The following is a 15,886-nucleotide window of genomic DNA, read 5'->3' as shown; positions in this document are numbered from 1 at the left end:
TGAGGGATGAAAATTGGCTTTAAATATTGTGTTAGTAGAACCGGAAATACCACAAAATACTGGAAATATTATAAGAACCTGTGCTTGCATAAATGCGAGATTACATTTAATTAAACCCATGGGCTTCTCTATGGATGAAAAGCAGCTTAAAAGAGCAGGGCTTGATTATATGGACTTAGTTTCAATTAATTATTATGATTCTTTCGAAGAGCTAATAGAAGATAAGGATATTAATAAATTCTATTTTTTTACAACAAAAGCTAAAAAGAATCATACAGAGGCTACATATGAAGATGAAAGCTATATTGTTTTTGGGAAAGAAACCAAGGGGTTATCTCAAGAAATATTATCGCTTAATCCAAATAACAATGTTAGAATCCCAATGCTTAATATGGACAGAGTGAGGTCTTTAAACTTATCTAACTCAGTAGCAATAGCAGCATATGAAGCAATAAGACAAATTGATTATAAAGAATTAAGATAGGGGCAATTTTATGGTTAAAATAATTACTGACAGCGTTTCAGATATCCCAAAAGAGTATATTGATAGGTACGATATAAAGGTATTACCATTGAAGGTTATTTTTGGGGATGAAGTTTATAGAGATGGAATAGATATAGATACAAAGACCATGTTTGATAGACTAAAAAGCACAAATGAATATCCAACAACTTCTCAAGTTACTCCAGCAGAGTTTGAGCAAGAATTCAGCGAAGTTGTAAATTCAGGCAATGAAGTAATATGTATCACTATGTCATCAGCTCTTAGTGGAACCTATAATAGTGCATTAATTGCGAGCCGTGAATTTGACGCAGCTAAAATAAGAGTTATAGATTCAAAAGCAATAACTCTTGGCTATGGGATGATAGTTATTGAGGCAGCAAAGATGGCAAGTAATGGTGTAGGGATTAATGATATAGAATCAAGAGTTAGAGACTTAGTTAATAACATGGAGTATCTAATTATTTTTGATACTCTTGAATATATATATAAGGGTGGAAGAATCAGCAAATCGCAGTATATGATGAGCAACCTTTTGAACATCAAGGTCATAATGACTATGAAAGATGGCCAAGTTGTAGCAAGGGAAAAAGTTAGAGGAAGAAAAAAAGCAATAAAATATATTATTGATTACATCGAAAAAAATGAATCTACTCTAGATGGAAGAGTAATAGGCATGAATCATGCTAATGATGAAAGCTATTTGGAAGAGCTAAAAGAAGCTGTTTTATCAAAGTACCTGCCATCAGAAACTATTTATTCCGAGGTAGGATGTACAGTAGCAGCCTATTCTGGGCTTAGTGCAGTAGCTCTATATTACGAAAAAATAAAAAAATAATTTTATATAGTTGAATATAAGAATTTATAAGAGGTTAAGGCAGAAAGATTATTTTTTAACAAAAATGTAAAAAACAATAAAAAAATGATTGATTAAATTTTTAATCTATTATAGAATAAGCTTATAAAGAGTATTTAACAAATAAATAATTCTGAATGAAGAGCAAAAGAGAGAATCGTTTGATCGCCGAAGGGACAAGTTTATATTTGCCAAATATAAATGAAATTCTCAGGCAAAAGGATTTTGCTTGGACAGAACTCTGATAAAACAGGGAAACAAGGCTCTATTGTTTCCCTGTTTTTTTTATTGTAAATATAAAAATATTTGATGGGAATAAGATTAACCTTTGGCTAGTTCTTTTGAATATTATTTTTAAATAAGGGTAAAATGTTTATGATGGGCTATTTTATAGCTGCTATGAGGTGACTAATGATTATTATCACAAACAATAAATTGGTAGACGAGTATTATGGTGGAAAAAACGTGCAGTTACTTGAAGGTAGTTATCAAGATGTGCTTTACAGCGTTAGAGATTACGTCCACAAGAATTATAAATTATTAACTCACCCACTTTCAGGAAGTGTAAAGCCTAATGAAACACCATTTAAAAGTGTTGCATTAGAAATAGGTGATAAGCTAGATTTTAATTCAGTTGAGATGATTGAAAATGCTATCTACACATACTCAAAGCTACAAAATGACTCAATTACACCAAACTGGACAGAAACTGTGTTGGAAGATTTCAGGGTCATAGATCTTGATTTAATAAAAAATGCTTTAAAAATATAATTAAGGAGTGAAATTATGTCAAAAATTTACGATCTAGTAATTATTGGCGCTGGACCAGCTGGGCTTTCAGCGGGACTTTATGGGGCCAGAGGTAAAATGAGTACTTTAATAATAGAAAAGGATAAAACTGGAGGACAAATAGTAACAACTGAAGAAGTTGCAAATTATCCTGGTTCTATTCACGATGCTTCTGGACCATCTCTTATTGCAAGAATGGCTGAGCAAGCAGACGAATTTGGTACAGAGAGAATTAAAGATAGCATAGTTGACTTTGACTTCACTGGAAAAATCAAAATCTTAAAAGGAACAAAAGCTGAATATCAAGCTAAAGCTGTAATAGTAGCTACAGGAGCTAGCCCAAAGAAATTAGATTGCCCTGGAGAAAAAGAGTTAACAGGAAAAGGCGTATCATACTGTGCAACTTGCGACGCAGACTTCTTCCAAGATATGGAAGTGTTTGTAGTTGGTGGTGGGGATTCAGCAGTAGAAGAAGCTATGTATTTAACGAAATTCGCTTCTAAAGTAACTATAGTTCACAGAAGAGACAGCTTAAGAGCAGCTAAATCAATTCAAGATAAGGCATTTGCAAATCCTAAGATTGATTTTAAATGGGATTCAGTTATAAAAGAAATTAAAGGTGATGGAATAGTTGAATCTGTTGTATTTGAAAATACTAAAACAGGTGAGCTTTCAGAGCATTTTGCAGATGAAGAATTTGGAACTTTTGGAATATTCGTATTTACTGGGTATATACCACAAACTGATATATTTAAAGGTAAATTAGACATGAACCAATCAGGCTATTTTGTAACAAATCAAAATATGGAAACAAATATTCCTGGAGTATTTGCCGCTGGAGATTGTAGAGAAAAAGTATTAAGACAAGTAGTAACTGCAACTGCAGATGGAGCAATCGCTGCAATCATGGCAGAAAAGTATATTGAGCACGAAGGTCTGTAGGAGTTAACAGATAGAAAAGTCATTATAATACAACATAATTAAGAAAGCACTATTAATACGGCAATTTAAAAAAACTATTTTAATACATCAATATAGTTTTTAATTTAAATAAATTGAGATAATAAATCAGAGGAGGAAAACGTTATGTTCGAACTTGATAAAGATACTTTTGAAACTGAAGTACTTCAAGGAACTGGATATGTTCTTGTTGATTTCTGGAGTGAAGGTTGTGAGCCTTGTAAAGCTTTAATGCCTGATATTCAGGAAATGGAAAAAACTTATGGTGAGCAAGTTAGATTTACTAAACTTGACACAACTAAAGCAAGAAGATTAGCAATAAAGGAAAAAGTTCTAGGTCTTCCTACTATAGCAATCTACAAAGATGGTCAAAAAATTGACGAACTTACAAAGGAAGATGCAACAGCTGCAAATGTAGAAGCTATGGTAAAAAAATACATTTAATTTATTTGAATTAGGAGGTGACTCTATGCGTCTTGAAGTTGGTAATATTTTTATAAAGGATATCCAATTTGGTGACAGCACTAAAGTTGAAAACGGTGTTCTTTATGTAAACAAGCAAGAACTAATCAGTGAATTATCAAATGATGAGCATATCAAGTCAATTGATATGGAAATCGTTAGACCAGGAGAAAGTGTAAGAATAGCTCCGGTTAAAGATGTTATAGAACCAAGAGTCAAAGTTGAAGGTAACGGAGGAATTTTCCCAGGTTTCCTTAGCAAAGTTGATACTGTTGGAGAAGGAAAAACGAATGTACTTAAGGGTGCAGCAGTAGTTACAACTGGAAAAGTTGTTGGATTCCAAGAAGGAATTATCGATATGACTGGTCCAGGAGCTGACTATACTCCATTTTCTAAAACTTGCAACGTAGTTATTATAGCTGAGCCAGTTGATGGACTTAAGCAACATGACCACGAAGCAGCTCTTAGAATGGTTGGATTAAAAGCTGGAAAATACCTAGGCGAAGCTGGAAGAAACATTACTCCAGATGAAGTAAAAGTATATGAGACTAAGCCAATATTCGAATCAGTAAAAGAGTTTCCTAATCTTCCTAAGGTTGCATATGTATATATGCTTCAAACTCAAGGACTATTACATGATACTTATGTATATGGCGTTGATGCGAAGAAAATTATTCCTACATTAATCTATCCAACAGAAGTAATGGATGGAGCAATATTATCAGGAAACTGCGTATCTGCTTGTGACAAAAACCCAACATACGTTCATATGAACAACCCAGTTATTCATGACTTATACGAACTTCACGGAAAAGAGTACAACTTTGTTGGTGTAATTATAACTAACGAAAACGTATATCTAGCTGATAAAGAAAGATCATCTAACTGGACTGCAAAGATGGCTGAATACCTTGGATTAGATGGTGTTATAATTTCTGAAGAAGGATTTGGAAACCCAGATACTGACCTAATCATGAACTGCAAAAAGATAACTAAAAAAGGTATTAAAACAGTTATTCTTACTGATGAGTATGCAGGTAGAGATGGAGCATCTCAATCACTAGCTGATGCTGATGTTGCTGCAGATGCTTGTGTAACTGGTGGTAATGCCAACATGACAATAGTTTTACCAAAGCTTGATAAAATTATTGGACATGTATCTAAGGATGTTATAGATGTTATTGCTGGAGGATTTGATGGTTCTCTACGCGCTGATGGATCAATTGAAGTTGAAATCCAGGCTATCACTGGAGCTACTAGTGAAGTTGGATTCAATAAGATGACTGCAAGAACTTACTAATTATAAAAATTTAACCATACTATTATAAATAGAATATGAAAATTTAAGGAGGAAAATATGAGCCGTTTTACTGGAAAAAAAATAGTTATTATCGGCGATAGAGACGGAATTCCTGGCCCAGCTATTGAAGAATGTCTTAAGCCTATCGATTGTGAAGTTATATTTTCATCAACAGAATGCTTTGTCTGAACTGCTGCTGGGGCTATGGACCTAGAAAACCAAAAGAGAATTAAAGATGCTTCTGAGAAATTCGGAGCTGAAAATCTTGTGGTTGTAATAGGTGCTGCAGAAGCCGAAGCTGCTGGTCTAGCAGCTGAAACAGTTACAGCGGGTGACCCTACTTTTGCTGGTCCTCTTGCTGGTGTTGAGCTTGGATTAAGAGTTTATCACGCAGTTGAGCCTGAATTCAAAGATGAAGTAGATGCTCAAATCTTTGATGATCAAGTTGGAATGATGGAAATGGTTCTTAACGTTGATGAAATCATAGAAGAAATGCAAAGCATTAGAAGTCAGTTTTGTAAATTTAACGACTAATAAGGAAGGAGGCGTTTATTGATGGGAAAAGTTAAGGTTGTACACTATCTAAATCAATTCTTTGCTGGTATAGGCGGAGAAGAAAAGGCAGATACTCTTCCACATATTGCTGAAAGTCAACCTCCAATATCTCAACAACTTCAAAAGTTAATTGAAGAAGATGCTGAGATAGTAGGAGTAGTAGTTTGTGGAGATTCATATTTCAATGAAAATCTTGAAGAAGCTAAAGCTAAAGTTTTAGAGATGATTAAATCTTTTAATCCAGATATACTAATCGCTGGTCCTGCATTCAATGCTGGTAGATACGGAATGGCTTGTGGAACTGTTGTTAAAATGGTTCAAGATGAGCTTGGAATCAAAGCTTTCAGCGCAATGTACGAAGAAAATCCAGGAGTAGATGTATTCAAGAAAGAGGTTTACATTATCCCTACAGCTGATTCAGCTGCTGGTATGAGAAAAGCTCTTCCAGCTGTAGCGAAATTTGCAACTAAATTAGCTAAAGGTGAAGAAATTCTTTCTCCACAAGAAGATGGATACTTTGCAAGAGGAGTTCGTGTTAATGCATTCGTAGATGAAAGAGGATCTATGCGTGCTGTTAAAATGCTAGTTAAAAAGCTTAAAGGTGAAGAGTTTGAAACTGAGTATCCAATGCCAGTATTTGATAGAGTAGCTCCAAACCCAGCAGTTAAAGATATTACAAAAGCAAAAATTGCTTTAGTAACTTCTGGTGGTATTGTACCTAAGCACAATCCTGATCATATAGAGTCATCTTCAGCTTCTAAATACGGAAGATATGATATCTCTAGCTTTGATAAACTATCAGAAGCTGATCATGAAACTGCACATGGTGGATATGACCCAACATATGCTAATAACGAGCCAGACAGAGTTCTTCCAGTTGATGTACTTCGTGATTTAGAAAAAGAAGGCAAAATTGGAGAATTATTTAAATATTTCTATACTACAGTAGGTAATGGTACTTCTGTTGCAAATTCTAAGCAATTTGCTCAAGAATTCTCTAAAGAACTTCTTGAAAACAAAGTAGATGCGGTTATCTTAACATCTACCTGAGGTACTTGTACTCGTTGCGGCGCAACGATGGTTAAAGAAATCGAGAGAGCTGGTATTCCTGTAGTTCATATGTGTACAGTAGTTCCAATATCTCTAACAGTTGGTGCAAATAGAATAATTCCTACAATTGCTATTCCTCACCCACTTGGAAATCCTGCACTAGATGCAGCTGAAGAAAAACAGCTTCGTAGAAAGCTTGTTGAAAAAGCTCTTAAAGCTTTAGAAACTGAAGTTGAAGACCAAACAGTTTTTGAAGACTAAGATAAATAAATTTGCTATTAAAATATTTTGTTCATAAATTAGATGGGGAGAAAAACCCCATCTAATTTTAATATTAAAGTAAAATTGGAGGCTTCTTATGACAAAACCTGTTTTGAAAAATGCAAGTTATATTTTAGTTCATACTCCTGATATGATTATCCACAATGGAACAACTTACCAAATGGAAAAACTAGGTAATCCAGACTCAGAATTCCTAAAAAATGTGGGAAATTTTATCAGAAATTATGAAGAAGTTGTGAATTACGCTCCTAACCAAGTATATATTGGAAACAAAAAGCCTGAAGAACTAAATGATGTAGCTACTCCTTGGTTTGAAAATCCAGTTCAAGGAACTAGAGAAGGTAGATTTGGCGAAATCATGCCTCAGGATGAATTTATAGGTATGTTAAAAATAGCTGACTCTTTTGACCTTGTTAAGCTTACTGCTGATTTTTCTAAAGCTGTTGTTGAGAAACTAAAAGCTCATGAATTATTCAGTGATGCTGAACTTGAGAAATTTAAAGATTCTGAAGAAATTGATTCAATTAAAACCTTTGTAAACGAGCATCATGCAGAAGGACTATATCACATGGGTGAGCTAGTTGGATGCGTAAAGAGAGCTCATGAAGTAGATAGTAGCTTAACAGCTCATATTATGTTTGAAAACTTGGTTGTTAAGGCATCAGGAGTTTTAGCAGTAAAACATCTAATGAAAAATTCTTCTGTAAAAGCTGATGAAGTTGAATATGTTATAGAATGTTCTGAAGAAGCTTGCGGTGATATGAACCAAAGAGGTGGAGGAAACTTTGCAAAATCAATTGCTGAAGCATGCAGCTTTACTAATGCAACTGGATCAGATACTAGAGGATTCTGCGCTGGACCTACTCATGCATTAATAAATGCAGCTGCACTTGTTAAATCAGGTGTATATAAGCATGTTGTTGTAGTTGGTGGTGGAGCAACAGCTAAACTTGGTATGAATGCAAAAGACCATATTAAGAAAAACATTCCAGTTCTAGAGGATGTACTTGGTGGATTCGCAGTTCTAGTTTCAGAAGATGATGGAATTTCACCAGTATTCAACACTGATTTAGTAGGAAGACATACAGTAGGAACTGGCTCATCTCCTCAAGCAGTAATTACATCATTAATCACAATGCCATTAGATAAAGGTGGTTTAAAAATTACAGATATCAGTAAATACTCTGTAGAAATGCAAAATCCAGATATTACAAAACCTGCTGGAGCTGGAGATGTTCCAGAAGCTAACTATAAGATGATAGCTGCTCTTGGAGTAAAAAGAGGAGATTTAGAAAAATCTTCACTTCCAACTTTTGGTAAGGAACACGGAATGCCAGGATTTGCTCCTACTCAAGGACATATTCCATCAGGAGTTCCATTTATAGGCTTTGCAATTGATGAGATGAAAGAAAACAAGCTAGACAAAGTTATGATAGTTGGAAAAGGAAGTCTTTTCTTAGGAAGAATGACAAACCAGTTCGATGGAGTATCATTTGTAATGGAGAAAAATGATGGTAAAGGTGAAGATAAAGCACCTCAAGTTGATGAGCAGCAAATCAAATCTATGATAGCAGATGCGATGAGAAAGCTTGCTGAAAATTTGGGACAATAAGAAGGAGGCAACGATAATGAACTTGAATAAAGTAATAGCTGATGCCTTTCTTGAAATTGCCGATGGAATTCAAACTGGAAGCTTTGGAAAAACTAAAAAGGTAGCACTTACTACTCTTGGTAGTGAGCATGGAGAAGCTACTCTTGTAGAAGGAGCAAAGCTTGCTAAAAAACTTTATCCTCAGCTTAACATAGTTTTAATTGGTTCAGCAAATGATTCTGGATTAGAAACTATTGAAGTAAGCTCTGAAGATGAAATGTATAAAGTAATGGAAGAAAAACTTGATAGCAAAGAAATAGGTGCTTGCGTTACTATGCACTATAACTTTCCAATAGGGGTTTCTACAGTAGGTAGAGTTGTAACACCTGCACATGGTAAAGAAATGTTCATTGCTACCACTACTGGAACATCGTCAGCTCAAAGAGTAGAGGCTATGGTTAAAAATGCTGTTTATGGCGTAATTGCTGCAAAAGCATCAGGTATAGAAAAACCAACAGTTGGTATCTTGAATGTTGATGGAGCTAGAAGTGTGGAAAAGGTTTTAGTTGAGCTTCAAGCTAAAGGTTATGATATTGCTTTTGGCGAGTCTCAAAGAAGTGATGGCGGAAGAGTTTTAAGAGGAAATGATTTGCTTCTTGGAACTGTTGATGTTGTGGTTACAGATACTCTTACAGGAAATATTTTAATGAAAATGTTCTCATCTTTTACAAGCGGAGGACAATACGAGGTTTCTGGATATGGTTATGGTCCTGGAGTAGGCGAAGGCTATGAGCGTAATGTTCTTATATTATCAAGAGCATCAGGTGCTCCAGTAATTGCAAACGCTTTAAAATATGCTCATGAAATCGCTAACAACGATATAACAGAAATTGCTAAAGCTGAGTTTAAAAAGCTTAATGCTCTTAAATGGATGGATTTAATTCCTAAGCCTGTTGAGAAAAAAGCTGCTCAGGAAGAGGTTGTTGCACAACCTGATAAAGTTGTAGTAACTGGATCTATTTCAGGAATAGATATAATGGAATTAGAAGATGCAGTTCAGCTATTATGGAAAAATGGTATTTATGCTGAAAGTGGCATGGGTTGTACAGGCCCAATAGTTCTTGTCCCAGAAGACAGAGTAAGCGAATGTCAACAAATTTTAGTTAAAGCTGGATTTGCAGCTGGAGAAGGCGACATCTGCTAGACAAATAACACTTGTAAAAAGTAAAAATTTTGTTAAAATAAAATAGAGCCTTAATTATTTTATTTGTAAGATTTTTATTTTAATTTTAGGAGGGATAGGAAAATGAAGAAAAGAATCACAGCTTTATTCTTAGCTTCTATCATGGGTATTATGACTCTTGCTGGATGCTCTAGTGCTCCTGCAGAAACACCTGCTGAAGAGCCAGCTGCAGAAGAAACAGCAGCAGAATCACTTAAAATTAGCATGGTTACAGACGTTGGTGGAGTTAAAGACCAATCTTTTAACCAAAGTGCTTGGGAAGGTCTTGAAAAAGCAAAAGCGGATCTTGGTATTGAAATTGGATATATCGAGTCTAAGCAAGATGCTGATTACGAGCCAAACCTAGAGACACTTGTAGATGGAGAAAACGATCTTATTTGGGGTGTTGGATTTAAAATGGCTGATGCTATTTTAGCAGCAGCAGGAAATTATCCAGAGCAAAAATATGCTATAATCGATAACGATTATGGTGATGCTACTCCTGATAACGTACTTGGCGTTTTATTCAAAGAAGAAGAGCCTTCTTACCTAGTTGGTCTAATCGCTGGTAAAATGACTCAATCAAATAAAATAGGCTTTATTGGTGGTATGGATGTACCTGTAATCAATAGATTTAGATTTGGATTCTTAGCAGGAGTTAAAGCTGCTAATCCAGATGCAGTTGTTGATGTACAGTTCGTAAATGCATTTAATGATCCTGCAAAAGGAAAAGCTGTTGCTAATCAAATGTATGCTTCTGGAGTAGACATAATATTCCACGCAGCTGGAGATAGTGGTAACGGTGCAATTGAAGCTGCTAAAGAGCAGAACAAATGGGTAATCGGTGTTGATAGAGACCAAAACGATCTAGCTCCAGATAACGTTATTACATCTGCAGTTAAGAGAGTTGATAACGCTATGTTCAACGTTGCTAAAGAATTAAAAGATGGCAACTTTGCTGGCGGAACAACAATCGTATTTGGTTTAGCTGAAGGTGGAGTTGATATTGCTCCTACAACAAGCAAAAATGTACCTGCTGATATCTTAGAGTTTGTTGAAGCTGAAAAGCAAAAGATTATCAACAAAGAGATTACAGTTCCAGGAACAGAAGAAGCTTTCAACTCTATGAACTAATTTTGACGTAATTAATTTATCCCGGTAGTGATACCGGGATTTTTTATCTAGTAAATTAATACATATTTCTGATATAATAGAAAAAGATTTTTATATATGAAATATTTACTATCAGGTTTACTATATACTTAGAATTGGTATCTGATAGAATAGTATTATGGTTTGATTGAATATGATTCAAGGAGGTTAAATTGTGACAACAACTAAGGCCAATGTTGATTTTTCTCACAAAGTTGTGGAAATGAAAAGCATTACCAAAAAATTTGGAGATTTTATAGCCAATGATAATATAGATTTGACAGTTCATAGAGGAGAAGTTCATGCACTTTTAGGAGAAAACGGTGCAGGTAAATCTACTCTTATGAATATTTTATATGGTCTATATACTCCAACTGACGGAAAAATATTTATTGAAGGAAAAGAAGCTGTTATTGACAATCCAAACAAGGCAATAGCACTAGGGATAGGGATGGTGCATCAGCACTTTATGTTAGTTCCACCATTTACTGTAGCAGAAAACATTATACTTGGAATGGAGCCTATGAAAACGTTTAAACAAGTAGATATGGACAAAGCTATAGCTGATGTTAAAGCTATTTCAGAAAAATATGGCCTATATGTAGACCCTAAAGCAAGGGTTATGGATATTACAGTTGGTATGCAGCAAAGAGTAGAAATATTAAAAGCCTTATATAGAGGGGCGGAAATATTAATTCTTGATGAGCCAACTGCAGTTCTTACGCCTCAAGAAATTAAAGAACTTATTGAGATAATAAGAAATCTTACAAAAGAAGGCAAGACAATTATTTTAATAACTCATAAGCTAAAAGAGATAAAAGAAGCAGCCGATTACTGCACTATTATTAGAAGAGGAAAAAGAATTGATACGGTTGATGTGTCTCAGACAGATGAAAATCAACTAGCTTCAATGATGGTTGGAAGAGAAGTAACATTTAAAGTAGACAAAAATGACGCCATTTATGGAGATACCGTTTTAAAAATAGAAGATTTAAAAGCTAAGGATAATAGAGGCTTGTTTGCACTTAATGGACTTGATCTAGAAGTAAGACGTGGAGAAATCTTAGGTATTGCTGGGGTTGATGGCAATGGACAGTCTGAGCTTGTAGAAGTAATAACAGGGCTTAAAAAAGCTGAAAGTGGCTCTGTTATGATAAATGGAAAAGAAATAGTAAATACCAATCCTAGAAATATAATGGATTCAGGTATTTCTAATATCCCCGAGGATAGACAAAAGCACGGGCTTGTTTTAGATTTTACTGTATCAGAAAATATGATATTGCAAAACTATAAAAAAGAAAGATTTTCAAAAAATGGAAAGCTATTAGATTCAAACATTAGACAGTTTGCAGATGAGCTCATTAATAAGTTTGATGTTAGACCACAAAATAATGCCTTAAAAGCGAGAGCCTTGTCAGGAGGGAACCAGCAAAAAGTTATCATAGCAAGAGAGGTAACTAATGACCCTGATTTATTGATAGCCACTCAGCCTACAAGAGGTCTTGATGTTGGAGCAATTGAGTTCGTTCATAAATCTCTTATCGAGCAAAGAGATAAAGGAAAGGGCGTTTTACTAGTTTCATTTGAGTTAGATGAAATCATGAGTGTTTCAGATAGAATTGCAGTAATTTATGAAGGAAAAATAGTAGGAATAGTTGATGCAAAAGATGCAAATGAAAATCAACTTGGACTAATGATGGCAGGAGGAGGAAAATAATGAAAAAGTTTAGAATAAATGAACAGCTTCTTTACACCCTGCTATCTATTATTCTAGGTTTTTTAGTAGGAGCAGTAATTCTTTCCATTGCTGGATTTAATCCAATAGAAGCTTATAGTGTTATGATACAAGGAGTAATAGGTAAGCCTAGATTTATAGCATGGACTATTGTATACGCAACTCCTCTGATACTTACTGGACTTTCAGTTGCATTTGCTTTTAGAACAGGATTATTTAATATAGGTGCAGAGGGTCAGTATATAATTGGATCAATGGCTGCTGTACTAGTAGGTTATTTCTTTGATGGACCAGCAATTATTCATATTCCACTTGCAATTATTGCTGGGTGTCTAGCAGGAGCACTTTGGGCTGCAGTTGCTGGACTTCTTAAAGCAAAATTTGGCATTAATGAAGTAATTTCAACTATTATGCTAAACTGGACAGCACTTTATTTATCAAATTTTGTCACTACTATCGATGGATTTAGACTTCCAAATAGCGAAGCATCTTATAGCATAAAAGAGACAGCATCTATTGGGATTTCATTTTTAAAGCCTCTAGTTGGGACAGCAAAAGTCAATTGGGGTATTGTTATAGCAATTATTGCTGCAATTTTAGTTTATTATATAATTTTTAAAACTACTTTAGGATATGAACTTAGAGCAGTTGGGTACAATAAGCATGCTGCTGAGTATGGCGGAATAAATGTAAACAAATCAATAGTTATATCAATGGCTATTGCAGGAGGATTAGCAGGTCTTGCTGGAGTAACTCAGGTTCTTGGAGTTTCACACAAGATTACAATATTAGCTGCAGCTGAGGGTTATGGATTTGATGGTATGGCTGTATCGCTTATCGGAGCAAATTCTCCATTTGGTGTATTACTGGCAGGACTTCTGTTTGGAGGTCTAAAGTATGGTGGTTCAAAGCTTCAAACCATAGGAGCACCTCCAGAAGTGGTTTCAATAGTTATAGGTTCTATTATTTATTTTATTGCTGCAAGCTCTATAGTTAAGATATTGATAAATAAGTTTAAAGTTAAAGGAGGTAGAAAAAATGGATAGTGTAATGACAAGTTTAGCGATATTGCTTAGTACAACATTGATGTATTCCACTCCTTTAATATTTACCTCATTAGGTGGCGTATTTTCAGAAAACTCTGGGGTAGTTAATATAGGACTCGAGGGTATGATGACAATAGGAGCTTTTGTAGGAGCAACAGTAGCTGTATTTACAGGAAATCCGTGGATGGCCTTTATTGGAGCTGGAGTAGCTGGAGGTTTATTTGCCCTTCTTCATGCTATTGCATCTATAAGCTTTAATGCAAATCAAGTTATTTCTGGTATAGCAATTAACTTCTTAGCTCCAGGAATAGCAATATTTATGTCTAAAATGCTGTTTGATGGATCTACTATGACACCAAGTATTCCACTTGATCAAAAAATGCCAAGATATTTAAATGGATTACTTCCAAGTGGATTTTTAGATACTGTCTTCAATACCTATGCGACAACCTACTTAGCATTTATTTTTGTTGCTATTGCTTGGTTTGTTCTTTATAAAACTAGATTTGGATTAAGAATTCGTGCAGTTGGTGAACATCCTAGAGCGGCGGATACTTTAGGTATTAATGTTCATAAGGTGAGATATATCTGTGTAATCTTATCAGGAGTATTAGCCGGCTTTGGTGGAGCCTCTATGAGCTTGGCAATTGTATCGACATTCAGACCAACTCTTGTTTCAGGTCAAGGCTTTATTGCGCTTGCTGCCATGATATTTGGTAAATGGAAGCCTCAGGGTGCTATGCTAGCTTCTTTATTATTTGGATTTGCAAATGGATTAGTTGTATTTTTAGGAAGTCCAGCTATTGGTATAAACATATCTGAACACCTATTGTCGATGATTCCATATCTTATAACTTTATTTGTTTTAATTTTCTTTGTAGGTCAAGCTAATGGACCAGCAGCTAACGGAGAAATTTATGAAAAGGGCGAAAGATAGTATTTATGTACAGTATCGAAAAGAAACCAGATGCACTATTGGTAGATTATAGACTTCCGGCTGGAATGAAAAATAAAATAGAATCATTTGGTATAGAAATAGTAGAAACTGTAGCTCACCCTAACTTATATGAAGCTGTTAAAGGACACCCTGATTTGATGGGGTGTCCTTTAAAGAATATTACTATTATAGAGCCATATCTTTATAGCAAAAAATATAAAGATTTTGAAAGATTTTCTACACAGATTGGAGCTACATTAATAGAAAAAAAGTATCCCAATCACATTAAATACAATGTTGCTACTTTTGGAAGGCATGCTCTAGGTTATTTTAAATACGTGGACAAAGCGATTGTAAGCGTTTTAGAAAGCTTAAACATATCACTTATTAATACTAAGCAAGGATATAGCAAATGTTCAACTCTGATACTAGATTCTAATAATTTAGTTACATCGGATATTTCAATATTTAAGGCAATAAATGAAATATATGGCATGAATATTGCTATGATTAATAGTGGAGATATAATATTAGAAGGCTTTGAGTATGGGTTTATTGGAGGAGCTAGTTCATTAATTGATAATAAAAAAGTTGCTTTCATGGGAAGCTTAGAACATTATAATAATGGAAAAGCTATTATAAACGTCTTAAATTCCTTAGAAATCGATGCAGTTTTTTTAGCGAATTCAAAACTGCAGGATTACGGAAGTATGGTTCCTCTTTATTTAAAATAAACCTAAGTGAATTCTGAGGCTCTCTTTAATTTAAATTTAAAAAAATTTGAGGAGGTTTGACATGAATAAAATTGTATCACTTGATTTTGCCATGGATCATGTAAAAGACGGGATGACTCTTATGATTGGCGGATTTCTTGGTGTAGGCACACCAGAGATATTTATAGATGAGCTGATTAAAAGAGAGATAAAGGATTTAACTATTATTGCAAATGATACTTCATTCGTGGATAAAGGTCTAGGAAGGCTTATAGAAAGCAAACAGGTTAAAAAAGTAATTGCATCACATATAGGCACAAATCCAGAGACTGGAAGACAAATGAATGAAAAAGAAATGGAAGTTGAGCTAGTTCCTCAGGGAACTCTTGCTGAGAGAGTGAGAAGTGGAGGAACTGGACTCGGTGGAGTTCTTACTCCTACAGGTCTTGGAACAATGGTAGAAGAAGGTAAGCAAAAAATAGAAGTTGATGGAGTTACTTATTTGTTAGAAACAGCACTTAGGGCAGATGTTGCTTTATTGCTTGGACATAAAGTTGATAAAAAAGGAAATACTCTTTACGACAAATCTGCAAGAAACTTTAATCCGCTTATGGCTATGGCAGCAGATACAGTTATTATGCTGGCAGAAAACCTTGTTGAGGTTGGAGATATTGATGCAGAACATATTATAACACCAGGAATACTTGTTGATTATATCGTTAAGGGGGAATAAG

At 34.7% G+C, this 15,886-nt stretch carries 16 protein-coding genes and 1 riboswitch; all 16 genes read left to right on the top strand.

The window, feature by feature from the left end; genetic code table 11:
- The first annotated feature begins 13 nt into the window (after window positions 1-13).
- A complete protein-coding gene (gene trmL / locus B5X47_RS08935) occupies window positions 14-484 on the top strand; it encodes a tRNA (uridine(34)/cytosine(34)/5-carboxymethylaminomethyluridine(34)-2'-O)-methyltransferase TrmL (protein ID WP_041487121.1) in 471 nt (156 codons plus the stop codon).
- Window positions 485-494: 10 nt separating this feature from the next.
- Window positions 495-1,340 carry a DegV family protein gene (locus tag B5X47_RS08930; RefSeq protein WP_079589800.1) on the top strand — a complete coding sequence of 282 codons (846 nt, stop codon included), beginning with the start codon at window positions 495-497 and terminating at the stop codon, window positions 1,338-1,340.
- Window positions 1,341-1,495: 155 nt separating this feature from the next.
- A riboswitch (glycine riboswitch) is annotated at window positions 1,496-1,594 on the top strand.
- Between the two features lie 175 nt (window positions 1,595-1,769).
- Window positions 1,770-2,129: a GrdX family protein gene (locus B5X47_RS08925; protein WP_079589799.1), complete on the top strand. Its 360-nt coding sequence runs from the start codon at window positions 1,770-1,772 to the stop codon at window positions 2,127-2,129.
- A gap of 15 nt (window positions 2,130-2,144) precedes the next feature.
- Window positions 2,145-3,089: a thioredoxin-disulfide reductase gene (trxB, locus tag B5X47_RS08920; protein ID WP_079589798.1), complete on the top strand. Its 945-nt coding sequence runs from the start codon at window positions 2,145-2,147 to the stop codon at window positions 3,087-3,089.
- A 144-nt stretch (window positions 3,090-3,233) separates the two neighbouring features.
- Entirely contained in the window at window positions 3,234-3,551 is a 318-nt protein-coding gene (gene trxA / locus B5X47_RS08915) for a thioredoxin TrxA (protein WP_013361324.1), read from the top strand.
- 25 nt (window positions 3,552-3,576) lie between these two features.
- Window positions 3,577-4,869 (top strand): glycine/sarcosine/betaine reductase component B subunit, encoded by a 1,293-nt coding sequence (locus B5X47_RS08910; RefSeq protein WP_079589797.1) that lies wholly within the window; start codon window positions 3,577-3,579, stop codon window positions 4,867-4,869.
- Between the two features lie 57 nt (window positions 4,870-4,926).
- Entirely contained in the window at window positions 4,927-5,403 is a 477-nt protein-coding gene (gene grdA / locus B5X47_RS08905) for a glycine/sarcosine/betaine reductase complex selenoprotein A (RefSeq protein ID WP_079589796.1), read from the top strand.
- Window positions 5,404-5,424: 21 nt separating this feature from the next.
- The gene (grdB, locus tag B5X47_RS08900; RefSeq protein ID WP_079589795.1) at window positions 5,425-6,735 is read left to right on the top strand and encodes a glycine reductase complex selenoprotein B; all 1,311 of its coding nucleotides are present in this window, start codon (window positions 5,425-5,427) and stop codon (window positions 6,733-6,735) included.
- A 97-nt stretch (window positions 6,736-6,832) separates the two neighbouring features.
- The gene (gene grdC / locus B5X47_RS08895; protein WP_079589794.1) at window positions 6,833-8,368 is read left to right on the top strand and encodes a glycine/sarcosine/betaine reductase complex component C subunit beta; all 1,536 of its coding nucleotides are present in this window, start codon (window positions 6,833-6,835) and stop codon (window positions 8,366-8,368) included.
- Between the two features lie 16 nt (window positions 8,369-8,384).
- A complete protein-coding gene (gene grdD, locus B5X47_RS08890) occupies window positions 8,385-9,551 on the top strand; it encodes a glycine/sarcosine/betaine reductase complex component C subunit alpha (RefSeq protein ID WP_079589793.1) in 1,167 nt (388 codons plus the stop codon).
- A 102-nt stretch (window positions 9,552-9,653) separates the two neighbouring features.
- Window positions 9,654-10,703, top strand: a complete 1,050-nt coding sequence (locus B5X47_RS08885; protein ID WP_079589792.1) for a BMP family lipoprotein — start codon at window positions 9,654-9,656, stop codon at window positions 10,701-10,703.
- Between the two features lie 241 nt (window positions 10,704-10,944).
- Window positions 10,945-12,438, top strand: coding sequence for an ABC transporter ATP-binding protein (locus B5X47_RS08880; protein ID WP_079589948.1), 1,494 nt, complete (start codon window positions 10,945-10,947; stop codon window positions 12,436-12,438).
- Entirely contained in the window at window positions 12,438-13,502 is a 1,065-nt protein-coding gene (locus B5X47_RS08875; protein WP_079589791.1) for an ABC transporter permease, read from the top strand. The genes B5X47_RS08880 and B5X47_RS08875 overlap by 1 nt, the downstream gene beginning before the upstream one ends.
- On the top strand, window positions 13,495-14,439 hold the full coding sequence (locus B5X47_RS08870; RefSeq protein WP_041487125.1) for an ABC transporter permease: 945 nt from the start codon (window positions 13,495-13,497) through the stop codon (window positions 14,437-14,439). The genes B5X47_RS08875 and B5X47_RS08870 overlap by 8 nt, the downstream gene beginning before the upstream one ends.
- A 5-nt stretch (window positions 14,440-14,444) precedes the next feature.
- Entirely contained in the window at window positions 14,445-15,173 is a 729-nt protein-coding gene (locus B5X47_RS08865; RefSeq protein WP_079589790.1) for a DUF6873 family GME fold protein, read from the top strand.
- Window positions 15,174-15,234: 61 nt separating this feature from the next.
- Window positions 15,235-15,885 carry an acetate CoA-transferase subunit alpha gene (gene atoD / locus B5X47_RS08860; RefSeq protein WP_013361336.1) on the top strand — a complete coding sequence of 217 codons (651 nt, stop codon included), beginning with the start codon at window positions 15,235-15,237 and terminating at the stop codon, window positions 15,883-15,885.
- The last annotated feature ends 1 nt before the right edge of the window (window position 15,886 follow it).

This window comes from Acetoanaerobium noterae (assembly GCF_900168025.1).
GTDB lineage: Bacteria > Bacillota > Clostridia > Peptostreptococcales > Filifactoraceae > Acetoanaerobium > Acetoanaerobium noterae.
This window is presented reverse-complemented; position numbering and strand designations above follow the sequence as displayed.